Here is a 25,296-nt window from a genome sequence, read left to right on the forward strand (position 1 = left end):
GTCAAAAGCCGAATTGATAGAGAAACACCTCGCAACTCTGCCCTTCGCTTCTTTCAAGAAACCAGATAATTCTGTCATTGGCGAACACTTTTAGCGCCAACTGGCATTCACTACTGCGGGTTCTGATGTATCGGCAGTGCGATCTCAATCTTTTGATGGAAGGAAGACCATGTTAGTCGAACGCGAAGCAGAGAGTTGCTATCTCGGGCAGTTTATTCCCCTGCAATATCATCACAATATGTTGATGGATGCGAATCGTATGGATAATTTTAAGGCAGCGATTCAGCGCCATGTGTTTGAAGGTGCGCGCGTGCTCGAACTCGGTGGCGGTACCGGGGTCTTGTCGTGGTTTGCCGCGCAATCTGCGTCCAAGGTGTATTGCGTCGAGTTTAATCCAGATATGGTTGTTGAAGCGCGTCGATTATTGTCGATGAATCAGCATGGTGATCGTGTTGAAGTCATTCACGCTGATGCGTTTGAATACTTGCCGCCAGAGCCGGTTGATTTTGTTATCTGCGAAATGATCCACGTCGCGATGCTGCGGGAAAAACAAGTCGAAGTAATCGAAAATTTTAAACGTCGCTATGCCGATAAATTCCCTGGTATCAAAATGCCGGTATTTATTCCAGAAGCGATCTTAATGGCGGTGCAGCCGCTACAACAACGCTATGATTTCTCAGGCTTTCAAGCGCCAATTATTCAATTCCAATTGGGTGGCGTATTCACCGCCGATACGTTAGAGTTAGGTCAACCTGCTCTATATAAAATCATCGACTTTTGCGAAACCAATGATTTATGGGTGCGTTGGGAAGGAGACATCTTAATTGAGCAAAGTGGCAAACTCAGTGCTTTGCGATTCATTACCAAGAACGTACTGGCTGTCGTCATGGAAACCAATTCAACCATCGACTGGCTCAATCACTACATGGCACTGCCTTTAGCCAATCCTATCGATGTGGTAGCTGGCGATGTGATCCGCGTAAGTTTTCAATATCGCACCGGCGGTTCTATCGATTCCTTGCAAAACAATATTAAAGTGAGTGTGCTGTCGAAACTGCAGCAAGAGCAAGTACAAACACAAGCGCAAGTTAGCTTGGTTGAAGCGTAAGCCGCAGGCTTAGTTGAACCAAATAGCATTTTAGCCAGATCAGATACATCCTTCTCGCCATTCGCGCGGAGGGATGTAATTCCCCCCGCACACGCTACAAGCTTATTAAACACCCGATCTCGCAAACAAAATCGTCAGTTTTTTGCACCCAAATACAGCATAAAAATACAGTTTTATCTATTTAAAAAATTGCACAAAAATACGCTGTGCAGTGTTGTGTCGTTTCAGTATAATCATCGGCTTGTGTTTCGTAATTGACTTACCAAATACGTATTCAACATCAGCTAATATTTTTAAATAAATTTCTAAAATGATAAAACTACTTCAACTCGTTTTTTTCTCTTTGTTGATTGTTAGCAGCTTGTCCGCACAGGCACAAATGCGCAAATGCGTTACGGCAGATGGCAAGTCTATCTATACAGATGCGCCATGTGCCAGCAAAGTCGATGGCAAATCAACCGAGATCAAAGAAACCGAAGCGATCAAGCGAGCTTCTAATTTGAACGGTCAATTGAGCTTAGAAAAAAGTTGCTGGGTTTTATCACACCGTAATTCTCAATGCTATCGCGCTGCCAACTTAGAGCTAGAAACGGTTTTCAAAGAAAACTGCACTTTACCGATCAACGAATTTGAACGCACCCAAGAGCAAATCGAAGACAAAAAAAGAAACACTGGACGCTACTATGATCGCTACGGTCGCTATGAAAAAAACACCAAGCAAACAGAAGCAGATGATCTTGAATATGCCAATCGACATGTGAGAAAAAGTCGTGCAGTTTTGCAATGTGAGTCGATAGAAAAAGACATGTGGGATTTTTTAAAGCGTCACTTTAGCCATAAAATTTCTCCGCAAGACACCAAAACAATTAATCATAAGTTAAAAATATTGCCTACGCGTGAAGAAAAATCTTGGCGAGAGTATTGAAGCTAAAATACGCTCAACATAATCTGATGAGCACAAAAAAATAGTTTGCAAGAAGTTAGTAAAATTATCGTGCGCCAGCTGAGTCTGGCGCATTGTTTTAAGTAGACCACCACATCAACTCTGCACGGAATAAGCACCATGACACGCATTATCATCATTCTTCTATGTGCCCTCGGCATCGCCTATTACACAGTGCAAATCTACACATTAAAAGACAATATTTCGCTGACAGGTTCTGCCCCCAAATCTACGGCAACGAATACAGCAGAGGCAACTAAACCAGCGACAGCGCCATCTAAGCCATCAGCAAACGAACCAGCTCAAGCAACTGAGCAAGCAAAAAAAATGCAATTTGAATTTGTGATGGATTCGACTGATATCAAATTAATCGAAGGCTGCCGCCAACTTTTTTTAGATAACGACAAACTTCAATTACAAATCGATCCTAAGCAAAGTAATAAAGCCATCTTAAGAGCGCAACGAGATTTTGATAGTAAAGACTTGGAAGACACATTGGCATTTAGAAGAAAGCTACGCGACACCGGCTGTTTGCAAAAAGATTCTGATGTGTTTGCGATCAAGGTTATTCAATAAGTACATTCCAAAAACCCACGCAGCCTAAATGCAAATCGCCTTAGTGTTAATCCACTAAGGCGATTTTCTTTCATCTTATTTAAAGTTGATACTTCAGCTGATATTTCAGTTAGTACTAAAGCTGATACAAGTAATTTAATTTGATAAACGCACGCCGCCCTGTGCGTAATGAGAGATCAGCGGTGCGCTGCAAATAAGCTGGATTACCAATCAATGCCAAGTTCTCTTGTCGATTTCCATAGCCCGCGATCAAGCTTGTTCCTGGTGATAGCAGATAACTCAGCTGCAAATCGGTATTGAGTTGTTTGCCAGATTCTAAGCTACTCAAACGCGGATTTGCAGCAAGCTGATGATAGTCTGCAATCAAACGTACACCCAAAAAGCGATTATGTTGATAGCTAAGCTTAGTCCTCCACATCAAATTGCGATACACCGAAGTTGCTTCATTTGATTGGCTTGACTGTCCAGATTGACTATTGCGCAAATCATTCCACAAGAGTTTTTCTTCAATACGCCATTGCGGATGCGGTTTGAAAGTCAACGTCAAATCAATGCTACGCCCCTTACCAAGTAAATTCGTCACGCCAGCAGCAGGCGTGTAATTGATACTATCGATTGCTCCAAATTCGGTCATCACGCTGAGCCAGCTAAGCCAGCTTGTGCCGGTGTTCACCAACCAACCTTGTTTGCGATAATCTTGGCCTGCATATTTTTCGTAGCCATGGCGTGAGAATATTTCTAACCAAGAATCACGACTCCCCTCGGCCAACACACCAAGGTCCGCCGACCAATCTTGCATTTGATTTGTTTGGTCGCGCGACAATGTGCTATTTCCAATAAATCCAATACGCTGTAAATCTGTGTAAGCGTCTAAATGCCAAAGGTACATTGCTTCTTGTTGCAATTGCTTGAGATCAGTGCGCGGCAAGAACGCCAAACTGCTGGCAAAGTTCTGACTGATATCTGAGTATTTCGCCAAATATTCGAGATGCTTGCCTTGATGTTTGGCCTCCAGATAACCCAAATGGCCTTGCAGTTTTTTGCCATCAAGATCAGTTTGGCTACGTGCGAATTGTGCTTGAAGAATCCAATTATCATCTAACTGAAATCGTCCATCGATGCCAGCAACGGTATCGCGTTGACGAACATGATCTTGATTCAAGCGGCGATCGGTGAAGAGACCGCCCAATGCAAGATCATGGCTCAAATCATTTTGCACCCTCGCCATCGCAATCTTTGCTTTTGCATTTTCGCTCGCATCTTCGCCTGCCGCATGATCATCGATCAACAAGCCACCATAGGCCCAAGAATCCTGACGTCCAGTAATACGCAAACCCGCCTGTGGTTGCGCAATTCGACGCGAGAAAAACAAAGGCGTTGGTGTATGAAAAAAACCTGCGTTCTCAAGAAAGAATGGGCGCTTCTCGGGGAACAAAACTTCATAACGTTTACCAACCACAATCTGCGGCTCGTCTGACTCCACTTCACTAAAATCTGGTTTAATCGTTAAATCAATCGCACTCGCATCACCAATCACCCACTTGGCATCTAAACCAGCTTGCACCTTATTATCTTGCAGCCAAACAGGTGATGTCGGCACATCGGCATTCAAGATACGTGAGTTACCCAAATACACAAATGGATTCACTTGCGCGTTACGACCAGCGCTCAGTCTTTCAGGAATTTGCATCGTTGCGGCTTGGGGCACAAAGCCCGCAACTTGTTTAGAAATATGCGGCCAAAACGATTCTTCACTCAAACGTGCAATCACTCGCCCAAGTGTCACGCCCCAAGTTTGCACATCAGCGTTTTTGAAGCGCAAGCTCTTCAATGGAATCGCGATACGCACCACATAACCATCGTCTGTTAATTGCCCATCCGACTGCCATTGCGTATCAAAATTTTTATCTAACTCAAGGCCTTCGATACGTTTTGAATCCATTTGTACGCCATAAGGATTCACAAAAAAAGAAAATGCACGGCGTTTATCGTGAAAGGTATCGAGCTCTAAAATCACAAAATCATCACCGTCAAAATCTTCACGCTTGGCAATTCGCGCGCGTACATTTTTAGGATCATCCTTTGCAACAAATACAGCATAAAAATGCGTCTCATCAAACGACAAATAGGCAGTCGTCGCCAATGAGGCAGGATTACCATCGCCAGGAGTGCGCTGCCTAAAATCACGCACCACAAAGCCAGCCTCAGCAGGTACGCGTCCGACATAATCTTGCAATTGTGGTGGCGTTTTAGCACGCGGCACGATCAGATCAGTCTGTGCATACGCAGCAGAGATCATCAACGATAAACAAGTTGCGAGCAGCGTTTGCGTCGCAGCTTTTTTCAACATACGTCTGAACATACAATTTTAAAAAAAGAATCCAACTACAAGAATAGGATTGAAGGCGAAGCTAATTCAGAGTGCTTATTTAGAATAATTTTCTAGCGCGCAAACGAGTGCAACTCAACAAATTCAAATTAACACGCCCTTCTCCCGCAAGCGGGAGAAGGGCCGGGGATGAGGGAAGTTCAGAAACAGCGAAAAAAAATTCCGCAAGACATCTGTGACAAAGCCAAACCAACACTGGCAAAGCAAAACACCAAGTCAATATGAACCTAACAAAACAGAAAAGTTCCAGACTATTCAGACTATACACACACCAAAATTGCAAATAGCTTATACCGATTTACTTATTTACTTATCATCTTGATGCGCTTCGTGATACTTCAGTACCTCTGACAAGGTATTCGCACCTGGCGCTGAATTCTGCAATACCCAGCCAGAGCCACTAATCACCACAGCTGTGATTAAGAAAGGCCAAATTGTCTTTTTGATCGCTGTCCCTAGCCACGCTGTTTCAGGAATCTTTTTTAAGCGACGATAGAGACCAGTCGCCAATAAAAAATCAACGCTCAATTCCGCCAACAACATCGGTGCAGAATACACCACATACAAAGTTGATAGCAGCAAAGCCAACACAAACGCAGCAACCGCCAATGGAATTACCAATTCATCCGCATCACCTGCACCAGATAAAGCATTACCGATTCCACTACTTCCACTACTGCCGCCGCCACTACCACCAGTGCTTACTGAACTCGCCGTATTGCCGGCCTCACTCAAATCGATCAAACCTTCAGAAGGCGAACTGGCACTATCAAACGATGCACTCGTGCCACCACCACCAAAATCACCACCCTGCCCGCTAAATTGACTCCCTGTGCCTGAGCTAGGGCGCGAAGCGTGATAAGCGATATCCAACACAGCCTCTGTCACATCCGCCACTTGCTCGCGCTGCGTCACCAGCCAGACCCGCAGTAGGCCAATAAAACCGACGTAAGCAATCCCAAACGCACACAAATAACGCAGCCACATTGTTTGCATACCAGAGTGCAACAAAATGAAAGAGCTTAAAAACCCAATCAATCCCGTCATCATCACCATCAACATCATTTGCAGGCGCGGATAACCGTCTTTCTCGATTCTTGATTTCAAACGCGATACCAAATGAGAGCGACTTAATTTGTTCGATGCAGCTAGATTTTTCTTGTTGGTCATAATGGAAAGCGTCTTAAAAAAAGTGGCAGAAAAGCTAGTAAGAATTGAGCAATTACATTTAGTTGTTGCAAAGTGGGCTGTATTATATTGAATCATATAAAAATTGGAATCAGTCATTTAGACTAAGCTGTTCAAATTTGTATGCGCTTTTACTTGCTAACAACATGCTTGTTGTAAAAATTACCGGGCAAAACAGACGAGCGGCTAACTATCCGCATCGTAGTTAGTTCTAACAAAGCTGTAACTTCGGTCTAAGCTCACCCTAAAATACGCATAACAAACGACAACGCAAGCCCAAAACCGCCTAAATATGCTGCCCTGCGGTAAAATGTTTGCCAATCAAGTATCTACCACATTTTTTTGCAAAGATTTTCATAATGAGTAACAAGCCAGATAACAAATCAGATCGCAAGCCAGAAAGCAAACCAGATAGCAAACCAACAGACGCGCCGGTTATTTCTAACTTCTTACGCGGCATCATCGACCGCGATCTCGCCGACGGCAAATACACACGCGACGGCTTGCCGAATGTGATCACGCGTTTCCCGCCTGAACCGAATGGCTATTTGCACATTGGTCATGCCAAATCGATTTGCTTGAACTTTGGTTTAGCGCGTGACTACCAAGGTCGCTGCCACTTGCGTTTCGACGACACCAATCCAGAAAAAGAAGATCAAGAATACGTCGACACCATCATGGACAGCGTCAAATGGTTGGGCTTCGATTGGAACTACGGCGACAAGAACGGTGAGAGCTACACTGGCGGCAGCCACCTCTACTACGCCAGCAACTACTTCGACACTTTCTACGCGATTGCCGAATACTTGATCGAATCAGGCCACGCCTATGTCGATAGCCAAAGCGCTGAAGACATGGCTGCCAATCGTGGTGACTTCTCCAAGCCCGGTGTGAACTCGCCTTTCCGCGATCGTCCAGCAGCTGAATCTTTAGATTTATTCCGCCGCATGAAGGCTGGTGAATTTGCCGATGGTGCCCACATTTTGCGCGCTAAAATCGACATGGCCTCACCAAACATGAACATGCGCGACCCAGCGATCTATCGTATTCGTCACGCGCACCACCACAACACCGGCGACAAATGGTGCATCTACCCGATGTACGATTACGCGCATCCACTCGAAGACGCAATTGAAAACATCACGCACTCGATCTGTACTTTGGAATTCCAAGATCACCGCCCGTTCTACGACTGGATCATCGCCCGTGCCGCCGAAGGTGGATTCTTCAAACAACCCGTGCCACAACAATACGAATTCGCGCGTTTGAATTTGACCTATGTCGTCACCTCCAAACGTAAGCTGCGCCAACTCGTCGAACAAAACATTGTCAGCGGTTGGGACGACCCACGCATGCCGACCATCGTCGGTATCCGTCGTCGCGGCTACACACCCGAAGCGATTCAACTCTTCTGCGACCGCATCGGTGTTTCTAAGTCCGATGGCTGGATCGACTACAGCACCTTAGAAGGCGCATTGCGTGACGACCTCGACCCGAAAGCACCACGCGCCACCGCCGTCTTGCGTCCACTCAAACTGATCATCGACAACTTCCCTGAAGGTGAAGCAGTCGCGTGTACCGCACCTATCCATCCACACCACCCAGAGCTCGGCAACCGTGAATTCACAATCAGCAAAGAACTGTGGATAGAACAAGAAGACTTCATGGAAGAACCAACAAAAGGCTACTTCCGCCTCTTCCCAGGCAACAAAGTGCGCTTGCGTTACGGCTACGTCGTCGAATGCACAGGCTGCGACAAAGACGAGAACGGCAACGTCATCGCCGTCCATTGCAACTACTTCCCCGACAGTAAATCCGGCACAGAAGGCAGTGCCAATTACAAAGTCAAAGGCAACATCCACTGGGTCAGCGTGTCGGATTCCTTAGAAGTCGAAGTCCGCTTGTACGACCGCTTATTCACCGACGCGAATCCAGATGCAGGTGGCAAAGACTTCATGGCTTTGTTGAATCCATCGTCGTTAGAAACAATTCGTGCTTATGTGGAACCAGGCATGGTCAACGTCGAACCAGATACGCGTTTGCAGTTTGAACGCCATGGTTACTTTGTGGCGGATCGTGTGGATTCTGTGAAGGCGAAACCTGTGTTTAATCGGGTTACTACTTTGAAGGATTCGTGGGGGAAGTAATTTGCAAAATTCTATAGCGTTGAACGATTTTCGTGAAAACCTAAATCGATGGCTCGTTGGTCTATCAGGAATCAATTATCAATTCGTTTTGATTCGCGTAAATGAAGAATGGAAATGTGTTAAGGCACATTTCCAGTTAACCTCATGGACGTATCCCGAACCCGTTCATTCAGAAATTTCGACGCCAGATTTACGAGTTGGGAGTATTCAAAAAAATGTCTCACCCGAAGAAATTGAAACTTTTATTTCCGACCTACTAATCGGGAATGTACCTATTTACTCAGAGATTGTTAGTTTGCTTCGTAACGAATCGAACGACAAACCGAGCTACAGTGGACCATCTCCTTTTTTTGAACCAAGCGATTTTATTCCCAAATTAGAAATCGTCGGGGGGCAATCACACTACTTGCCTTTCATAGCTAACTTAAAAAAAATAAATGATGATTTACGTTGCCTAGATACTCCGTTTGATGGATTGGCTGACGTTTTGAGTTTTTTTGGATTTGAAAACTCAAATCAGCTACCCCAAGTTCAAAGTATCATCATTTCGATTCACCCCCCTGTCACACTTGATCCAAGCAAGTGCAGCCTAGAAGACGGCGAATTGAATGTTTCACTCGCGAAGAACACAAAATTTCCCGTTGAAGATATTAACCTCGGAATCAGAATTTTTCCAAACCCACGACTTGATCGTCGATGTCAAATCGGAGATCAAGTCGATTGGAAAACCCAGGAGCAAATCGATATCGGCCAATGCAAACTGACATTAGAAAATGCGTCTAGTGTTGAATTATTACTTTCAGCGGGAAAAACGACCGTCTCTCGCTATTTTGTTTTCGACCAAACTAGAAGTTTAAACCCGCGTCTTCAGACTTACATCCAATACGACAAAGATCTCAGGGTCCTAAAGGATTCACTCTTTTCCACATCGAAAGAATCACGATACCTCGAATCGGGGATCGCTACGCTGGCATATCTATTGGGCGTTACGCCTTTAAATCCCCCTCTTCTTCTGACAGATGCCCCAGATCTAATTCTCGATATTTCCCAACAATATTTCGTTATCATTGAATGCACTACAAAGATTTCAGATCTACGAGCTAAAGCAGGGAAATTGGTCGATCGTAAATTCCCAATTTTGACTAATTCGTTCGGACAAGGTATCAACAATGAGAACTTACTTCTTGTATTAGTAGTAAACTTACCTAAAGCACAAATAATCGACGAAGCTGCATTTTTGCTAAAAAATGAAGTTTTACTCATTACCAAAGAAGACATTGAGCTTGCGCTTAACAATCTCCAATTTCCTAGCCAACCAAGTGAAATATTCAAACAGGCTAAAGAAAAGCTTCAAACGAATCTATCGTTGGCTCAATACAGGACCACGAGCTAAAGCCATTGAGGACGTTTGCACACACTTTGGCTCCCACTATCAAACGAAGAGTTAGTTCAAGTCTTCGAATGCGACATCAACCCAATAAACAGCAAATTCAAGACCTGCGCCCAAAGACTTTGCTTGCCAGAGCCTAAAAAGATAAACCATTACATTTGGAAACACTTCATGGCAAACAAGAACTTTAGAGACACTATTCGCTCAAATAAAATTAAGACTCCATCTCAACGCGGTTTTGAACTTGATCGATGGAATAAAGCTTTTGAAGATTGCAAATCCTCTGATCCCAATGACGTTAAACTTTACGAGGCTAGTCTTGCTTTTCACGCTACTTTTTCTGAGTTGCGTACAGAACTTGAACTTCTATACCAGAAAAGCACACCAAATATAACGAATTCTGAGCTGCTAAAGCATTATTGTGCGATTTCGAATCGAGATCGCGCAGTGATCGAAAAATATGGGAAGTCGTCAGAAAATGTAAAGCAACGAAATATTTCAAGTGTCACCATCGATGCTAATTTGATGAGAAATGAATTGACGCTATCGGAAGTTGCAGATGGTTGTGTAGATATGTTTCAGAAAGCAATCAGTTCTTGCGTCGAAAGATTTTCTCAAAATAAACCACTACGAATGGGTTCGGATCCGATGGATGTAATGGAATTCATCCATCATGAAACCCAAATTTCGCAGTTGTATTCAATGTACGAATACTTTTGGAATGCTTTGTTGTGGGAAGAATATGAATTTAGTTGGCTAAACAAGGCAGAACAAATTGCTCAAATTTCTCAACCGGATAATCAAAACCAAGTCGCGTTTGAAGTAAGTAAGCTACGGAAGGCAAGATTAAGCACGGGACCAATAGCTCATATAGACGCTTTTACACATTATTTTGCGGATGACAATTTTTTGGAGATAAAAGGCGCTGGAAAAAAACGGGAATTAAAAATATGCAAGATAGAAAATTCGACAAGACAATTAGCGTACACCAATGCACTTTTTCGAATTCATTCAATGGAAGCAATAGAACACTTTCCAGAATCCTTTGTAAATGTTAAATCTTCGGCAGCGCCTTTTTCGATCATAGAAGTATTAGATGTATTTCGCATTCTCATGCTTCTCGCGAACGAATTTTCTGAACGGTTTCCTAAAGATGATAGCGCTCATTCCTCAAAAAAACTTCTTCAATTTTGCCCTGTTATAAGTCTAAACGAGTTAAGTTTAAAGATATGTAAAGCGCTAAATCAAGACTTCGCATTAGTCTTGAAAATTCTTAATTTTTTAACCCATAAGAAATCAAAGGATGATCTTTGGTGTCACCCATTATTAAGAACTGGCGATGGAAAAGTATGTCTTATGGTTAGTGCGCTTTTAACGCCAAATATTTTACGTGTGATCGAACACTGGTTAGTTTCACTTAATATTGCATTAGACGGCAAGGGGTATCATTATGAAGGAAATCTAATTTCAAAAATCAATGAGATCGCAAAGTCAAATCGTTTTCTTACCGACTACAACGAAGGAACGTCAAGACGGTTCAAATTAGCGACTGGTGAAGAGGAAATCGATTTCTTGATGCGAATCGGAAATACTGTAATTTTAGGTGAAGCGAAATCTATCGTTACATCCGATTCACCGATCTCTCGTCATAATACCCTTCAAACCTTAGAGCACGCAGCAAATCAAGCGCGCCGTAAAAAGGCATTTGTAGATTCAAATATAGATCAAATAATCGAGATCTTGAAATGGAAATGCGACTCCAAATTGGAAATCATTCCGATAATTATCAATAGCAATAAGATTTATTCAGGATTTTCTATTTTTGATGTTCCGGTATGTGATGAGGCAATTCTTACTGCATATTTTGAAAAGTCTGAATTTCCCATTTTTTCTGTCTCCGAGAAAGGAATAGTGAGGCACTTAGTATGGGATGAAGTTTACAAAGATTTGTCTGAACTTCAATTAAATCTAGGTAAATACCTTGCGACACCGCCACAAATACGAGAAAACCGAAATACGCTTGAATTCAAAAGTATTCGGATCCCAGGGATAAATGCGTCATCTTTGAAAGTGGTTTTTAGTAGATTGGTTCCCAAGGACATTTCGCCGATTGATAGGTTAAAAATGGGAAATAGTTTTAGGATGAGGACTGTTGACGATCTAGAAGAGATCTTAAAAACAATTGATGTAGTATTCTAGTATGCGGGATGAAATCAATCGACATCCATCCCGATCAAGTGCAGAAACACGGGGTCAAAAAAATGGGGTCAAGTCTTGACATAACACATTTCTGCAAAATATGGGGTCAAGTCTTGACATAACACATTTCTGAACTAGACTAAACCCCATGTCCAGACCACTACGCCTAAACTTCCCCGGAGCCGTTTATCACATCACCTCGCGTGGCAATGCGCGGGCGGCGGTTTATCTTGGTGATGAGGATAAGCAGTATTTCCTCGATCTATTGGTCCATTGTGTGGAGAAATTCAATTGGATTTGTCACGCCTACTGCTTGATGGACAATCATTACCATCTGTTGATTGAAACGCCCGATGCGAATTTGCAGATAGGGATGCGGCAACTAAACGGCGTGTACACGCAGCAGTTCAATCGCAGGCATGCTCGCGTTGGGCATGTGTTTCAAGGGCGTTACAAAGCCATCTTGGTCGATAAAGATAGCTACTTGCTTGAATTATGTCGCTATGTCGTGCTGAACCCTGTACGCGCCAAAATGGTCGACTTGCCCGAGCAATACGGCTGGTCTAGTTATGCTGCCATGATGGGGGCGCGAAGTGAAATGCCTTGGCTCAGCACAGAGTGGATTTTGAGCCAATTCTCCAGCAGAAAATCCAATGCTAGAAAACGCTATCGACAGTTTGTACTAGAAGGTATCGACCAAGCATCGCCATGGGGTCAGCTCAAGGGGCAAGTACTATTGGGTGGCGAGGATTTTGTAGAAGCTTTGCGCCCCTACATTCAAGACTCCGAAAAAATGGACGAGGTACCACGAGCGCAACGCCTTCTCAATCGCCCTGCTTTAACGGAGTTGTTTGAAGATAGAGAAAAACTCATTAAAACCCAGCGAGACGAAAAAATCAAAGAAGCGCATCTTTATCACGGATATAAATTGACAGAGATCGGTCGCTTCTTGGGGCTACATTATTCGAGTGTTAGCCGTATTGTTTCTGGGGATCGATGATTTTGCAGAAACCCAAAGGCGAAAGTATTGGCATGCAAGATTTCTAGAATATACTGTCAGTTCAACTCGGAAACGGGGTCAGTTTTAACATCACGACATACTCCCAAAAAAATCGACTTATACTATTACCAAAAAAAACCTTCTATAATCAAGAAGCACAGTGACAATTTAGGTGGGAAAAATGAGCGCTTTACTTGATGAAATCAAACAACTCGATATTGCGGAACGGATTCAGTTGGTAGAAGATTTGTGGGATAGCGTTGCCACTCGTAGTTCTGACTTTCCAATTACCGAAGCACAAAAAACGGAGCTTGATCGTCGCTTAGCTAAGCGCGCATCTGCCAAGCCTGCAGGAATCGGTCTCGATCAAATAGCCCAAAAACTTGGCGTTAGCATATGAGTTTTGTGGTCGTTTTTGCAAGCATGGAGTCAGGCATTACATTTGACATTTCAAGTCCACAATGTCGAAACCAATCAGCTAACCCAAAATCCCCGATAGCCAAGTAATCGAACTAAATGCTCAAGAATAAAACACCTGCACGGTTTGGTAACACAAACCTAAGCCCCATAAAACGCCCCACTCGCAGCAAACTCTTCTCGCCAAAGTGTTCGAGCTTGCTCTAACGCTTCTTGTAAATTCCAGCTTGGATCAACTTTCTTGCATATGCGTTCGAGAATGTCGAATTGCAGTGCTTTCCCTGCTGAGACTTTGAAATCGGCTTGCAGCGCATGGCGTCGGTGGCTGCCGAGTTTGAGTTCGAACTGCATGCGATTTATTGCGCCTTGCACGTCGGCACTGCTATCGATCCACTGCATGCCAGTTTCTATGTTGTGCACGCGATAGATTCCAGCACGATCATCTTGCTGCTTGTAATCTTCTCGTCCTTTTTTATTCTTGTGCTTATGATTTTGCTGACCGCTACTCTGATCGTCTTGCTTCTTGTCTTGCGTGCTGTCTTGCTTGTTATCTTGCATATTATCTTGCTGATTTTTTAGCATATCTTGTTTCATGTTTTCTTCTCTCCAAAAGAATCTTTATCGTATCAATTTGGTCAGCACTAAGTGGCTATTCAGCCGCTACTATGCTGTCACTAAGCCAGCCAGTCGTATCAAATAATTTTTGTAATCGACAGGCCAAGCCTCAATCATTTGCAAAAACTTTGCTTGATCTAGTGCAAACAAGGCGCGCAGTGCGTCCTCATAATTGGGCAGATGGGCTGCGATGTGCGACATGGCTTTATAAGTGCGCTCTTGCATTGCACGCATCTGATCTTCGCTACCACTTTGCTTACGTGCCTCGTCAATCAACTTACGCAGCGCCACCGATGCACCACCTGGTTGCAATGCCAACCATTCCCAATGACGCGGCAACAAAGTGACTTCTTTTGAGACCACGCCCAATTTAGGACGCCCACGCGAGCGACTCTCTGGCTGCTTCTCCTCGTTTGTAGGTTCGACTGGTTTCTCATAGTTTGTATAGCGCTCTTTCACCGTCAATTTACTTCCGCTTAAATCAAGATCAATCGCATCACCCAAATGATCGTCAATCACTTGAAATTGGCCTTGAAACAGTTGTTGCGCATCGGTCTGGCCCTTTAGGTACAAAGCTACTTCTTCCAACGCCCCTGCTTTGAGGACGCGATCTTCACAAAACACTGTGTAATTTTTCATACTTCATCCTTGATATGCTTCGCTTGCCAAGACCTTGTTTATCTTGCGTTTAGGGGTAACTTAGATGGCAACTAACTTAATAGCTAAGCTGATGTCCAAGAACAAATAATACCCGGGTAAATATGCAAAGTCAATTTTACCCGTATAAAATTAGAAAAGAATGATCAATGATATTTTTTGCTGATATCTGGCCTTCGCGCCGCGATTTGCAGATATTTATATATATGGCCTCGAAATTGACAAAACATCGATATCTATTTTGAGGCCAATCATTCCGCAGATGACATTTTTATCTTCAACAATTAAAATGCGAAAAAAGTTAGCCTCTTCTTTATTTGACCGGAGTTAATATGAAATTGTTTCGCCAACTTGCTGTTATTTCGTTTGTGTTAAGCACCGCCAATCCTGTATGGGCAGCCGATAAACCCAGTGACATTGTTGGCATCAAGTTGGGAATGACTGCCGATCAAGTACGAGCGGCTCTAAAAGCACACGACGCAAATATGAAAATTGTAGATTATGCGAGTTGGAAAGCAGCGCCAGGAGTGCCTGCTTCATTGGCCAAGATTCGTGGCTGCGGCACACCGATGCCTGGAGGCGTCGGCCCATATGACGTTTGCAAAGACACGATCGACGTCAGCTTTGGTCATATATCCAAAAAAGCGCTTTTTATAACACGCCAGCTTCGCTTTGATCGCAATACCATGCTGGTAAAAAATGTAGTCGATAGCTTAGCTGAAAAATTTGGCGCGCCAACCTTTATCCGAGACACCACACAGATATGGGCCTACGGTGCGGATGGTGCGGCCATCAAAAACCTCGATTGCGCAATTTCGGATATGAATCTTCCGTTCGCAGAACATCGAGCTCATTGTGCAAATGTCTACAGTGCCTACATCAGACAAGCCGCTGGTAACTTTGCTACGGAAATGTTCGTTAATATCTACCAAAGTAAGTTGTTCTTTGAAGAACAAGCGGCATTCAATAATGCAGTTAACGCTGACCGAGCCGACAAAGAGAAAGCAGCGAAGGAAAATAAGGTTAAGCTCTAAACTCAGACTTGAAGAAGTTACTAATGAGAGGGAAAAACACCCTCTCTACACAGATTTCATCGAGAAATTCACACAGAGTTGAACGAGTTTCATCGCGTCAGTCTATTGCACCACAATTTCAACGCGTCGATTCATTGCACGCCCATCTTCTGTCTTATTGGTCGCAATCGGGGCGAAGTTGGCAACACCTTTAGCAATGAGACGGCGCTTATTGATACCCGCTTGTATCAGCGCTTGCACAATGGCTTGAGCCCGCGCTTGGCTTAGACTTAGATTACTGTCTATGCTACCGATATTATCGGTATGTCCGACGACAATGATGTTTAAATTACTCTGTGCTTTGAGCGCGTTGGCCAACTCGCTTAGCTGAGTTTGACTCTCTGCCTTCAATTCAGTTTTACCTGTATCAAACATCAATCCGTATAAGGATACATGGCCGGTATTGTCTAAACTTTGTTTTAAAGCATCCGCATTCACACTGACTTGCCCCGTTGGCTGGGCTTTTTCTTCGATAATTTGGATAAAAGTAGACACCATAGGATCGACTTTTTTTCCACCACCAAATGCTAGCGAGTTATACACAAGCACGTGGGTCTTGGGCACTCTGCCATTGGCCGGAAAACTACCGACAATCAACCGCCCTTCTTGATTATCGATCGCGTCATAATGACTAAATCCATTGTGATGTCCGTTATCCCATTTAAACTGACGCTCAAATGGCTTTGCTTGATCGCGCCACACACGATATAGGTCATCACATTTTTGATCACAACTGACATTGATTTGCATACCTGCTTTTAACAAAGCATCGCGATAATTACGATGCACTTCTAATGTGGTCTTGCCCACTGGCGAAAGATAATGCAGACGTGTTTCCTTGCCCTCAATTAGTTTCCACTCCGCCGTCTTAGCGCCATCCAACTTAGTCACTTTAGCTTGAGGAATTGCCGCCTCGGTCCATTCAGTCTGTAAATAGCCAGTCATACGCGAAGCTTGAAAGCGCTGTATCAAGGGATGATCTTGCCCTTTAGGAATATCACTACTCTGCGCAAAACTAAGAGAACTTACCGAGCTAAGAGAGACAAGCGTCACCACCAATAAACCGGTACGCAGGGCAGTCATCATTTTCTTTTTCATAATCAAATAAAGAATTAATAAAGTGTGCTTATTTTAACAAATCAGATATCAAAGTCCTTACTTATACCTAGCTAGTTGCTAAAAAAACCGACGCATTCTTCATCCCTAAGTTGAACACTTGTTTTTGAGTACTTGTTTTTGAGTACTTGTTTGCGAAAAACGCTCAACAGAGCTGCTTACTTCATCAAAAATTCACTCCTACTCCAACACCCGCTTGAGTTGTCGTGCAAACTCTTCAAAGAACAGCCCTACGTGCAAGCCATCAACAAACACATGATTGACGCGCATATTGAATGGCAGCATGGTTTGCTCGCCATTCTTGACATATCGCCCCCATGAGACGCGTGGGATTGCGTCGTCTCGGTCTAAGCTTAAGGTGTGATCTAAGCCAGTGAACGATATCCACGGTAAAGAAGACATAAACACCAAGTCATCGCGCCCTGCTGCTTTACTGAAATTGAAATAGCACGTCGATTCTTCAACCGCTTGTTTTAAATCGCGATCAAATTGCAGTAAGTCATTGCCACAATCCATGGTGATGATTCTGAATAAATCCTCCCCTTTTTTAAGATGAGTAAACGATGGGTGTACTGCATCGTGAAGAAACACGGCGTCATCACGAATACGGTAGCGGAAATTCTCGATTTGATTCATTGATTGAATCGTCAAATAAATTAGTGTGCTGTTTAATGAGATGGATTTTGCTTTAACGCATTCAGATAATCCGGTGATATCGACTGGCGTGTTCACGTTATAAAAAGGCAAATCCACTTTTCTAAAAAACGCAAAGTGTTCTCGTCGATTCCAGGTGTTGATATCAATTTTTTTCATGCTGATTTGGTGTGGATGTAGATATCAAAAAATATCTTGATATTTAGGTTGCAGGCTTGAGCTAGATCACCCAATTGTTTTTTGGGGCTATCAAGATGGATATCGACATGATACCGAAAAGAATCTCAACTGCGCTGGACAAAGAGATCACCCATGCTTACACAAAGGCTGCCAATTGGCTTTCTGAATGTGAATCTATGAAGATGAATCTAGGAATGTGGATTCATCACTACTGTTGTCAACGCCGCTACGTAAGTGAAGTTTCATCAGACGAACAAATCACCGATTCGTCAACAATTACTCTTATTCACGAGACAGTTACTCTGCCTCAGTCAATACCCACGCAGAGATTAACAAAGAAGCGCCGAAAAAAACAGCAAATAACACCATTACCGTGACAGAAAACTGAGCTTGCGCAAGATCGTGCCAAGCTTTCTCAAACAAGGAGCTGGATAGCACTTGCCACATCAATGCCAACAGACCAACAACAAATGCGATGAACAAGTAAGAATGATGTGTCTTTCTTTGTGCAGGAATTTTTTGCATGACACGAACAGTAAAGCCATCATCCGCTACGGGCCCGTCATAAACATCCCGCAATAGTGCATCAATATTGGGTTCGATTGGATGATTCACGTGTTTGTCCCTTTCATTTTGTTTTTCCATGCGTCTAACCACGTTTGTAATTTTGCTTTGCCACGCGTCGCATTCGACTTTACGGTACCTAAAGACATTCCTAAGATTTGTGCGACTTCTTCATGACTTAAGTCCAATTGAACGCAATGTAATAAGACCAGTTGCTCGTTCCGATTTAAACGTTGCAGCGCACGTTCAAAATCAATTTTTAAATCTATGTGCTGCGAAGTTGTTTGTACATTCAAAGCTAAGTTTTCATCATAATCTGATCGATCTTCAACGGCAGCTAACTCATCATGTGTACGCTGAAATTGATCGGCGTATTTCAAGAAATGTGTATACGCGATGCGATAGAGCCAAGTCGAAAATCGCGCATCACCACGAAATTGATCTAGCTTGCGCCAAGCAATTAGAAAGGTCTCTTGAGCTAAATCATCAGCCGCCGCATGATCACCTTTGGTCAAACGACGTAACAAGGCGCGCACCATCCCTTGATGGCGGCGCACCAACATTTCAAAAGCACGATGATCGTTGTTCAGGCGCGCCCGAACAACCAAGGCTTGATCAATTCGCGCTTCTGCAGCCTTATCTTGCGAGCTCTGCATCACGACGATTGAGCCACCAACTCAATAAATAACCACAACCTGAGATCAAAGGTAAAATACCAAAACCCCATAGTTCACCAATCTGATGGCCAGAGTCGAATTCAATCGGTAATACTAAGAACATCAAAATGATGCCCACGCCGATGCTAACTAAAGTAATACCACGACGACGTTCACAAAACACGACTTGCGGTTCAGTCATAAGTTGCGCGGGCAAATCCATCCCTTTATCCGCTAAATAAATCAAGGTTTGATAACGTGCCTTTGTTTGCTTATGGCGATACACGAGTACTGCGCACACCGCTAAAAGCGGCGCTAAACACAAAATTAAGGGAAGAATGAATTCGATTCTCATGGTGAGTTTCCTTTCTGTTTGCGAAGCATCGTTGTCTGACTTGGCTTAGCTTGCACATATAGTGGCATGCGATTGGCGTAATATTGCACCAATCCATCTGCCGCTGGTGGATCATAATTGGATAAAGCGACAACGATATCACCGGTTGCTGGATAGATGCGCAAGGCACCATTCATTCCTTCGGCACCACCTTCATGCCCGAAATAGCTAGCATTTTTCGATCCGCCTAATTGAAATCCATAACCATAGAGTTGACTAGGTACCTGTGCCTGACTTGCTTTAGCGAGCCACTCTGCGGATAACAAACGACCTTTCAGTAAGGCATCAGCAAATCGGACTAAATCACGCACCGTCGAGTAACCGCCTCCCGCTGCGGTACCACGCCATGGCAAAGTCTCGTGTGCGTCGATCAAGCCAGTTTCTGCATTGGTGTAAGCGATCGCGATTTTTTGTTTGACCTTCTCTTCTGGCTCTGTACCCGTATCCGTCATACCCGCGGGCTGCAAGATCGCTTGTTGTATATGTCGATCATACGGCTTACCTGTCACCGTTTCGATGATAGCGCCTAGCAATACATATCCATAATTGGAATAGGCTTCTTGGCTACCTGGCACGAACGCGGTACTGCGTTCCCCAAATAGACGCAAATAATCTGCGTGCTCACGAATTGAAGTGCGTTGCTTCGCATATTCGTCGGTAAAGATGTCGCCGGTTCCGCCAGTATGGGTTAGCAAATGTTGTATCGTTACTTGATTCGCTAACGACTTATTTGGAAAGTTAGGCAAGTAAGATGCAATGGGTGCATCTATGGTGATACGTCCCTGTTCGACTAATTGCAAAATCGCGACGGCTGTCAACATCTTGTACATAGAACCGACGCGAAAACGTGTTTGATTGGTATTCTTTAATTGCCGAGCTTGATCTGCATAGCCCCAACTTTGTTGTTGCAGGATTTTTCCATGCCGCGCCACCGCAAACACACCAGAAAAACTTCCCTCGGCGACCAACTTGTCTGCTTTACGCTGTAGCTTTTGCCAAGCTTCTTGCGCAGCTAATCGCTGCGGCATTAAATCTTCTGGTGTCACTGGCATTGGTGTGAGACCAAAACTCTTCACCTGATCTGGTTTGTTCTCATGAACCTCTAAGTTCATCGTACCAACCCGATCTCCATCTTTTTCACGCAAGATAATCGATACACGATGTGGTCCATTCGGCGTAATACGCAGAACTTCTAACTCGCCTATCATTTTTTTCAAACCCAGTTCGTTCTCAACCGACAAATTCGAATCATGCGCATCTTTAAATGCTTTCAACAACGCAGCATCTCCGGCATTGAAGGCTTTAAGACGTTGTGCGGCTAGCTGCGCTGCTGGTGTGTTTGGAAAAGAGATGACGCTTGCGATGGCAGACGATGCCAGCCAAACGCTTGCTGCCGCGCCCACAAATCCACAGAATTTCTTGATTAATTTCATTTTGCATCCTTTCTAAGTTGGGTGATGACCTACCAACTTAGATACTGGAATCAATCAATTTGGATTCATGAATTTGAAATTAATCTTAAATAATTCTGAAAATAATTTGAAGTTTTTCATTCTATTCCCAGAATATCGCTGTTCATCGCTTTTCTCTCATTTACGACCTCTCTGTTCTATAAAGTACAAACATCGCCAAACAGGAGAAGATCAAATGAAACTCGCGACAAAAACACAAAACATTTTTCGTTCAGTACAGCTTGCAACATTGACTGCAGCATTGGTCACAATCTCATGTGGGATGACGGTAACGAATGCTAAAGAATTGAAAAATCTTTCTTCCTCATCACCTTCTGCTGGCACGGCAATATCATTAAGTTCCAAGCTAGTAATAGAACATACAAATAATCAATCTGATGTAGCGCCAGTAAAGATCGATCAAATTTACACACCCAATATCGGTGGCATTCAACAAGCAATTGAAATCAAAACCGATGACGCCAAGCGCCCTATCTTGCTTTTTTTATCCGGTGGCCCCGGTAGTTCCATGATGCCAAACGCCAAGGTATTTACCAACGCCTTAAAGGATAGATTCACCGTCGTGCAATGGGATCAAAGAGATGCGGGCAAAACTTTACAATTGAATCCCTCGCCGATGACGCCATCGGTGAGTTTGATGGGAAAAGATACCTATGAAGTAATACGCTTTCTGCAAAAGGAGTTACATCAAGAGAAAATTTATCTTCTAGGTAGCTCTTGGGGAAATGCTCTCGGTTTTTACATAGTCAGAAATCACCCTGAACTATTACATGCCTACTTTGCAGTGAATCCAGTCGTGAGCCAATTAGAAAGCGAGAAGCAATTACTTGAGATCCTAAAAGAGTCGTTAAAAGAGAACGCGACGGCTAGTCAAGAACTGGCTCAGGTTAATATTCCCTTTAAAGTCGATGAAGACTTATTCTATTTAAGAAAATGGCTGTTCTTCAGAGAAGGAAAATCCTTCGCCATAAGTGCGGAGTTCAAAAACGGTTTTATACAGTGGTCAAAAACATGGTCACCAGCTTGGAATGAGGTGATGGCGATCGACCTTCCAAAAACGTTAAAGACCGTCAAGTGCCCTATTTATTTTATGGTAGGGAAAAATGATATCCAAACATCGACGCCAATCACGGTCAATTATTTTGAAAATGTTGTAGCTTCGAAAAAAGGCTTATTTATGTTCTCTAACTCTGGCCATCAAATTCACAAAGATGAATCTGCTGAGTTTCAACAAAAAATCATCGAAGTATTGGATACGATGCAAATGAAACGCGATTAGCATACTTAACAAACATGTAGTCTAATCTGATCGAACAAAGATGGTGATCGAAAAATCGTATCAATTGACTACAATCATTCATTATCCGTGCAGCATTTTTCTTCAGCGAGAGATGCTGCACAATGCACCTCTGCCTCACAAATTCGATAACAATCCAGAGTAATCTGTGTGATATTGACTTGTAACTGTATTTCTCAATACAGAGCTGGCACGGATAGTACGGCTGTACCCGAAAACAATTCCACGCAAAATCAATTTGAACATCGCGACAACTTGGTTACAATTGAGTAAATTCTCTACGCCTAGCATTAAACACCACACATGGTATCTAAGATGCAAAATCAATTTACTCGCAAGATCCTAGTACTAAGTCTCATCACTAGTATAAGCAGCATCAGCAACACGACACATGGGCAGGTCGATACTTTGTCTAAGCAATTAAGTGGTGTCGAGATTATGGAAGCTGCTCAATATCATGGAGGCGAAATTCCACTGTCGTATGGGATTGCTCGCAATTGGTTCGCATTGGAAGAACAAGGCAAGCAAAGCGTACTCAGAAAGAGTATGCCGAAAGTGAGTAAAGTCTATGACGCAATCGCTGACGAAAAGTCAAACAAAGCGAGTTACACGGGTAAATTGGTCAGCGAGGGGAAAACGACTCCGCTATTGTTCATTAAAGCGAGCTGGCTGCAAGATGGTGTAGTTCAAAAAGCGGTAAAAGCAGAAAGCGCGGAGATCTATCAATTCGGCAGTGAACAATTACGAGTCGAACACCAATGTGCGAAATCCAAATCAAAAACCGAGCCCCTCAAATGCAAAATCTATTTGAGCAATGCCAAGCTCAAACAATTCATCACTGAAATCATCGAGCCAAACGAAGAGCCAAGCGATGTTGAGACAGAATCAATTAATGTGATCTGGAGCGGCGACCTAGATAGGGATGGCAAACTCGATTTCATTTTACGCAATACCTTCTACAACGGTGAACGTACCGAGCTGTATTTGTCCTCCAAAGCAGGAAAGAATGAACACGCAAAATTAGTCGCTAGCATCCAGCGCCTAGGTTGTTAATCGTTGAAGCCATGAATTGTTCCTCTCGTCCGTCGCGTTTTCAGATTTTTCCATACACCAAGCTACCTCACCATTTTTTTACCCTATTCATCTATGAACTGTAAAAATTGCACGCACAAGATTCACGGAAATTTTTGTTCGCATTGTGGGCAGGCAGTTAAACTCAAGCGCATCGATGGACATTTTATTGTGCACGAGATTGAGCACGTTTTGCATTTCGAAAAAGGGTTTCTCTTTACGATGAGAGAGCTACTACTGCGTCCAGGGGCGTCGGTAAAAGAATATATAACTGAAAATCGCTCACGGCTTGTAAAGCCAATTATTTTCATTATCGTTACTTCTTTAATTTATACACTGATAGCGCACCTGTTTCACATAGAGAAAGTCGCAAACAATATAGGCACAAATATCAGTTCAACCGAACTGGCTATTTCGAATTGGATTCATTCTCACTATGGCTACGCCAACATTATCATGGGATTTTTTATCGCCTGTTGGCTAAGAATTTTCTTCAGAAAACATGACGTGAATTTCTTTGAGATTTTGATCCTACTTTGCTTCGTCATGGGCGTAGGAATGCTATTCATCGCCGTTCCAGTTCTCATCTTTGGATTGACAGGCTTTAATCTAAACACCGTATTCGGCGTGATTATTTTTATCTACTTGGCATGGGCTATCGGCCAATTCTTCGATCAAAAAAGTAAGCTCAGCTACGTCAAGGCGGGGGCGGCTTATATTTTAGGATTCTCAACGTTTTCTATGTGCGCGTGGCTATTGGGTCTGGGTTACGATGGGTTTATTAAGTATCTGAATTAGTTCAATTAAACACGCTGGCAGCAACAGTTAGGTCAGGTGCAAGCCTGCCCGACAAAGTTCGAATAACAGAGTACATGACGGTTTGCCGTGCAATATGAGGAGATTGATAGTGAGAAAATTATTGTTATACGTCGCAAATCGTATTCAAGTTATCTTGATTCTGTATGTGCTCAGTATTTTGGGAGCCGCTTTTCTATTCTCGCATTTAGAGAGCAAAACATTTGTTGATGGCCTATGGTGGGCATGTGTCACCTCTTTAACGATTGGCTATGGAGATCTATCGCCAATGACGATCGAAGGTCGCCTGATGGCAATCGTCTTTGCGCATTTCTGGATTTTTTGCATTATCCCCATGATCATCGCCAGCATCATCACAAATATTCTCGTCGACAAGAGCGCGTTCACACATGACGAACAGGAGTGGCAAGAGAAAAGTCTGCAAAAAATTGCAGATAAATTAGGAATTACGCTTGATCCACCACCTCGGGATTTCTGATTGATTTTCCTAAGCTAGATATTTGAACAAGCGGACTTATTTTCATTCTTGTAGCAGTGAATTAATTCACTCAATTTATTCCTTATTTCGATGCTACATTCACTCGAACATTTTTCGAAGTTGGATCGGACTCATGAATCGCTAACAAATTAATTCCCAAACCAAAAATCACATAACCTTTCGCCTTCAAAAACTCCGTCAATTGTTTCTCATTAGATTTAATCTTTTCTATCAGCATTTGCGGTTTGCAACGAGTGATGGATTCACTTGCGCCTTGTAGCGCCTCCATTTCCATACCTTCGATATCAATTTTAATGAAGTCGATTCTCGGCAAAGCTAAATCGTCAATTGCGAACAATCTGGTTTCTATCGTTTTCTGTGCCGAATAATCGATCGTCTGACCAATAAATTCAGTGCGTTCAGTTTTTCGAATTTCTAAACTTCCAAAACTGGATGGCACGAAGTGATTCGCTGCAGGTACTTGTATCGTTCCACTATTAGCGCCCACCGCTGCCCACATCGCACGTGCATTGAAACAATTGTTCATCGCGATATTGCCTGCAAGTGCATAAAAAATTCTTTCTTGCGCTTCTACACTAATAACTTCTCCCCAGCCATGCATATGCTTGGCCCACTCTATAGTGTGAACCCCAATGTTCGCACCACAATCGATCGCAACGACTCCCGAACCGCCTAATTCCTTGCGGGTATTGAGAAGTTGCAATACAAAATCGACTTCGCTTGGGTCAAAAGCAGAATTGTTTAATAGCTGGTATCCCACGCCATATCCGCCCCCCTCTACTAAACGATAGTCGTGGCGGTTAACTAACATACTTCCGTGATTCGTCGCTGCGATTACGAAAGCAATGGGGCGTAAATTAGCAATAGGCATTATT

General features: G+C 43.4%; 24 protein-coding genes. 13 read left to right on the forward strand and 11 right to left on the reverse strand.

Translation table 11 applies throughout. The features are described 5' to 3' along the window. Positions 1-169 precede the first annotated feature (169 nt). The 3 genes from KDM92_RS05875 (at position 170) to KDM92_RS05885 (ending at position 2,627) form a co-directional block, all read left to right on the forward strand. Positions 170-1,108, forward strand: a complete 939-nt coding sequence (locus KDM92_RS05875; RefSeq protein WP_212683477.1) for a methyltransferase domain-containing protein — start codon at positions 170-172, stop codon at positions 1,106-1,108. A 310-nt stretch (positions 1,109-1,418) separates the two neighbouring features. After that, the gene (locus KDM92_RS05880; RefSeq protein WP_212683478.1) at positions 1,419-2,033 is read left to right on the forward strand and encodes a DUF4124 domain-containing protein; all 615 of its coding nucleotides are present in this window, start codon (positions 1,419-1,421) and stop codon (positions 2,031-2,033) included. Between the two features lie 138 nt (positions 2,034-2,171). Further along, positions 2,172-2,627 (forward strand): hypothetical protein, encoded by a 456-nt coding sequence (locus KDM92_RS05885; RefSeq protein ID WP_212683479.1) that lies wholly within the window; start codon positions 2,172-2,174, stop codon positions 2,625-2,627. Positions 2,628-2,742: 115 nt separating this feature from the next. Here KDM92_RS05885 and KDM92_RS05890 read toward each other — a convergent pair whose 3' ends face one another. Continuing rightward, positions 2,743-4,989: a carbohydrate binding family 9 domain-containing protein gene (locus KDM92_RS05890; RefSeq protein WP_212683480.1), complete on the reverse strand. Its 2,247-nt coding sequence runs from the start codon at positions 4,987-4,989 to the stop codon at positions 2,743-2,745. 333 nt (positions 4,990-5,322) lie between these two features. Beyond that, positions 5,323-6,186 carry a hypothetical protein gene (locus KDM92_RS05895; RefSeq protein ID WP_212683481.1) on the reverse strand — a complete coding sequence of 288 codons (864 nt, stop codon included), beginning with the start codon at positions 6,184-6,186 and terminating at the stop codon, positions 5,323-5,325. 377 nt (positions 6,187-6,563) lie between these two features. On the opposite strand from KDM92_RS05895, the gene KDM92_RS05900 reads away from it, so the two are divergent. The 5 genes from KDM92_RS05900 (at position 6,564) to KDM92_RS05920 (ending at position 13,340) form a co-directional block, all read left to right on the forward strand. Continuing rightward, positions 6,564-8,351: a glutamine--tRNA ligase/YqeY domain fusion protein gene (locus tag KDM92_RS05900; RefSeq protein ID WP_212683482.1), complete on the forward strand. Its 1,788-nt coding sequence runs from the start codon at positions 6,564-6,566 to the stop codon at positions 8,349-8,351. 1 nt (position 8,352) lies between these two features. Continuing rightward, complete coding sequence (locus KDM92_RS05905; protein WP_212683483.1) at positions 8,353-9,744, forward strand: hypothetical protein; 1,392 nt, start codon at positions 8,353-8,355, stop codon at positions 9,742-9,744. 168 nt (positions 9,745-9,912) lie between these two features. Beyond that, complete coding sequence (locus KDM92_RS05910; RefSeq protein WP_212683484.1) at positions 9,913-11,940, forward strand: hypothetical protein; 2,028 nt, start codon at positions 9,913-9,915, stop codon at positions 11,938-11,940. 148 nt (positions 11,941-12,088) lie between these two features. After that, positions 12,089-12,940: a transposase gene (locus KDM92_RS05915; RefSeq protein ID WP_212683485.1), complete on the forward strand. Its 852-nt coding sequence runs from the start codon at positions 12,089-12,091 to the stop codon at positions 12,938-12,940. Positions 12,941-13,121: 181 nt separating this feature from the next. Next, positions 13,122-13,340, forward strand: a complete 219-nt coding sequence (locus KDM92_RS05920) for an addiction module protein (protein WP_212683486.1) — start codon at positions 13,122-13,124, stop codon at positions 13,338-13,340. A 158-nt stretch (positions 13,341-13,498) separates the two neighbouring features. Here KDM92_RS05920 and KDM92_RS05925 read toward each other — a convergent pair whose 3' ends face one another. Together KDM92_RS05925 and KDM92_RS05930 are read right to left on the reverse strand one after the other, a co-directional pair. Beyond that, on the reverse strand, positions 13,499-13,951 hold the full coding sequence (locus KDM92_RS05925) for a GIY-YIG nuclease family protein (protein ID WP_212683487.1): 453 nt from the start codon (positions 13,949-13,951) through the stop codon (positions 13,499-13,501). Positions 13,952-14,020: 69 nt separating this feature from the next. Further along, complete coding sequence (locus KDM92_RS05930) at positions 14,021-14,611, reverse strand: DUF2239 family protein (protein WP_212683488.1); 591 nt, start codon at positions 14,609-14,611, stop codon at positions 14,021-14,023. Positions 14,612-14,961: 350 nt separating this feature from the next. Here KDM92_RS05930 and KDM92_RS05935 point away from each other — a divergent pair, with 350 nt between their 5' ends. After that, a complete protein-coding gene (locus tag KDM92_RS05935; RefSeq protein WP_212683489.1) occupies positions 14,962-15,663 on the forward strand; it encodes a hypothetical protein in 702 nt (233 codons plus the stop codon). A 102-nt stretch (positions 15,664-15,765) separates the two neighbouring features. Here the strand turns inward: KDM92_RS05935 and KDM92_RS05940 are convergent, their stop codons facing one another. The 6 genes from KDM92_RS05940 to KDM92_RS05965 form a co-directional block, all read right to left on the reverse strand. Beyond that, positions 15,766-16,800 (reverse strand): OmpA family protein, encoded by a 1,035-nt coding sequence (locus tag KDM92_RS05940; RefSeq protein ID WP_212683490.1) that lies wholly within the window; start codon positions 16,798-16,800, stop codon positions 15,766-15,768. 198 nt (positions 16,801-16,998) lie between these two features. After that, positions 16,999-17,631: a CatA-like O-acetyltransferase gene (locus KDM92_RS05945; protein ID WP_212683491.1), complete on the reverse strand. Its 633-nt coding sequence runs from the start codon at positions 17,629-17,631 to the stop codon at positions 16,999-17,001. A gap of 318 nt (positions 17,632-17,949) precedes the next feature. After that, positions 17,950-18,267 (reverse strand): hypothetical protein, encoded by a 318-nt coding sequence (locus KDM92_RS05950; RefSeq protein ID WP_212683492.1) that lies wholly within the window; start codon positions 18,265-18,267, stop codon positions 17,950-17,952. Then, a complete protein-coding gene (locus KDM92_RS05955) occupies positions 18,264-18,872 on the reverse strand; it encodes an RNA polymerase sigma factor (protein ID WP_230408220.1) in 609 nt (202 codons plus the stop codon). Before KDM92_RS05955 ends, KDM92_RS05950 begins: the two co-directional genes overlap by 4 nt. Beyond that, the gene (locus KDM92_RS05960) at positions 18,853-19,227 is read right to left on the reverse strand and encodes a DUF6249 domain-containing protein (protein ID WP_212683494.1); all 375 of its coding nucleotides are present in this window, start codon (positions 19,225-19,227) and stop codon (positions 18,853-18,855) included. Before KDM92_RS05960 ends, KDM92_RS05955 begins: the two co-directional genes overlap by 20 nt. Further along, entirely contained in the window at positions 19,224-20,699 is a 1,476-nt protein-coding gene (locus tag KDM92_RS05965; protein ID WP_212683495.1) for a serine hydrolase domain-containing protein, read from the reverse strand. The genes KDM92_RS05960 and KDM92_RS05965 overlap by 4 nt, the downstream gene beginning before the upstream one ends. A 73-nt stretch (positions 20,700-20,772) precedes the next feature. On the opposite strand from KDM92_RS05965, the gene KDM92_RS05970 reads away from it, so the two are divergent. The 4 genes from KDM92_RS05970 to KDM92_RS05985 all read left to right on the forward strand — a co-directional run bounded on the left by KDM92_RS05970 (position 20,773) and on the right by KDM92_RS05985 (position 24,400). Then, positions 20,773-22,017: an alpha/beta fold hydrolase gene (locus KDM92_RS05970; RefSeq protein WP_230408201.1), complete on the forward strand. Its 1,245-nt coding sequence runs from the start codon at positions 20,773-20,775 to the stop codon at positions 22,015-22,017. Positions 22,018-22,350: 333 nt separating this feature from the next. Further along, a complete protein-coding gene (locus KDM92_RS05975; protein WP_212683496.1) occupies positions 22,351-23,088 on the forward strand; it encodes a hypothetical protein in 738 nt (245 codons plus the stop codon). Positions 23,089-23,181: 93 nt separating this feature from the next. Continuing rightward, positions 23,182-23,904 (forward strand): DUF3667 domain-containing protein, encoded by a 723-nt coding sequence (locus KDM92_RS05980; protein ID WP_212683497.1) that lies wholly within the window; start codon positions 23,182-23,184, stop codon positions 23,902-23,904. A gap of 109 nt (positions 23,905-24,013) precedes the next feature. Next, the gene (locus KDM92_RS05985) at positions 24,014-24,400 is read left to right on the forward strand and encodes a potassium channel family protein (protein ID WP_212683498.1); all 387 of its coding nucleotides are present in this window, start codon (positions 24,014-24,016) and stop codon (positions 24,398-24,400) included. An 82-nt stretch (positions 24,401-24,482) separates the two neighbouring features. On the opposite strand, the gene KDM92_RS05990 is transcribed toward KDM92_RS05985, so the two are convergent. After that, complete coding sequence (locus KDM92_RS05990; RefSeq protein WP_212683499.1) at positions 24,483-25,292, reverse strand: FkbM family methyltransferase; 810 nt, start codon at positions 25,290-25,292, stop codon at positions 24,483-24,485. Positions 25,293-25,296: the final 4 nt, after the last annotated feature.

Origin of the sequence: Affinundibacterium baiyunense, assembly GCF_018139645.1 — a bacterium.
Lineage (GTDB): Bacteria > Pseudomonadota > Gammaproteobacteria > Burkholderiales > Burkholderiaceae_D > Undibacterium > Undibacterium baiyunense.

Bases quoted from the DNA above. Each gene is read 5' to 3' on its own strand.
- KDM92_RS05875 (WP_212683477.1), top strand. From the start codon at position 170: ATGTTAGTCGAACGCGAAGCAGAGAGTTGCTATCTCGGGCAGTTTATT.
- KDM92_RS05880 (WP_212683478.1), top strand. From the start codon at position 1,419: ATGATAAAACTACTTCAACTCGTTTTTTTCTCTTTGTTGATTGTTAGC.
- KDM92_RS05885 (WP_212683479.1), top strand. From the start codon at position 2,172: ATGACACGCATTATCATCATTCTTCTATGTGCCCTCGGCATCGCCTAT.
- KDM92_RS05890 (WP_212683480.1), bottom strand. From the start codon at position 4,989: ATGTTCAGACGTATGTTGAAAAAAGCTGCGACGCAAACGCTGCTCGCA.
- KDM92_RS05895 (WP_212683481.1), bottom strand. From the start codon at position 6,186: ATGACCAACAAGAAAAATCTAGCTGCATCGAACAAATTAAGTCGCTCT.
- KDM92_RS05900 (WP_212683482.1), top strand. From the start codon at position 6,564: ATGAGTAACAAGCCAGATAACAAATCAGATCGCAAGCCAGAAAGCAAA.
- KDM92_RS05910 (WP_212683484.1), top strand. From the start codon at position 9,913: ATGGCAAACAAGAACTTTAGAGACACTATTCGCTCAAATAAAATTAAG.
- KDM92_RS05915 (WP_212683485.1), top strand. From the start codon at position 12,089: ATGTCCAGACCACTACGCCTAAACTTCCCCGGAGCCGTTTATCACATC.
- KDM92_RS05920 (WP_212683486.1), top strand. From the start codon at position 13,122: ATGAGCGCTTTACTTGATGAAATCAAACAACTCGATATTGCGGAACGG.
- KDM92_RS05925 (WP_212683487.1), bottom strand. From the start codon at position 13,951: ATGAAACAAGATATGCTAAAAAATCAGCAAGATAATATGCAAGATAAC.
- KDM92_RS05930 (WP_212683488.1), bottom strand. From the start codon at position 14,611: ATGAAAAATTACACAGTGTTTTGTGAAGATCGCGTCCTCAAAGCAGGG.
- KDM92_RS05935 (WP_212683489.1), top strand. From the start codon at position 14,962: ATGAAATTGTTTCGCCAACTTGCTGTTATTTCGTTTGTGTTAAGCACC.
- KDM92_RS05940 (WP_212683490.1), bottom strand. From the start codon at position 16,800: ATGAAAAAGAAAATGATGACTGCCCTGCGTACCGGTTTATTGGTGGTG.
- KDM92_RS05945 (WP_212683491.1), bottom strand. From the start codon at position 17,631: ATGAAAAAAATTGATATCAACACCTGGAATCGACGAGAACACTTTGCG.
- KDM92_RS05955 (WP_230408220.1), bottom strand. From the start codon at position 18,872: ATGCAGAGCTCGCAAGATAAGGCTGCAGAAGCGCGAATTGATCAAGCC.
- KDM92_RS05960 (WP_212683494.1), bottom strand. From the start codon at position 19,227: ATGAGAATCGAATTCATTCTTCCCTTAATTTTGTGTTTAGCGCCGCTT.
- KDM92_RS05965 (WP_212683495.1), bottom strand. From the start codon at position 20,699: ATGAAATTAATCAAGAAATTCTGTGGATTTGTGGGCGCGGCAGCAAGC.
- KDM92_RS05975 (WP_212683496.1), top strand. From the start codon at position 22,351: ATGCAAAATCAATTTACTCGCAAGATCCTAGTACTAAGTCTCATCACT.
- KDM92_RS05980 (WP_212683497.1), top strand. From the start codon at position 23,182: ATGAACTGTAAAAATTGCACGCACAAGATTCACGGAAATTTTTGTTCG.
- KDM92_RS05990 (WP_212683499.1), bottom strand. From the start codon at position 25,292: ATGCCTATTGCTAATTTACGCCCCATTGCTTTCGTAATCGCAGCGACG.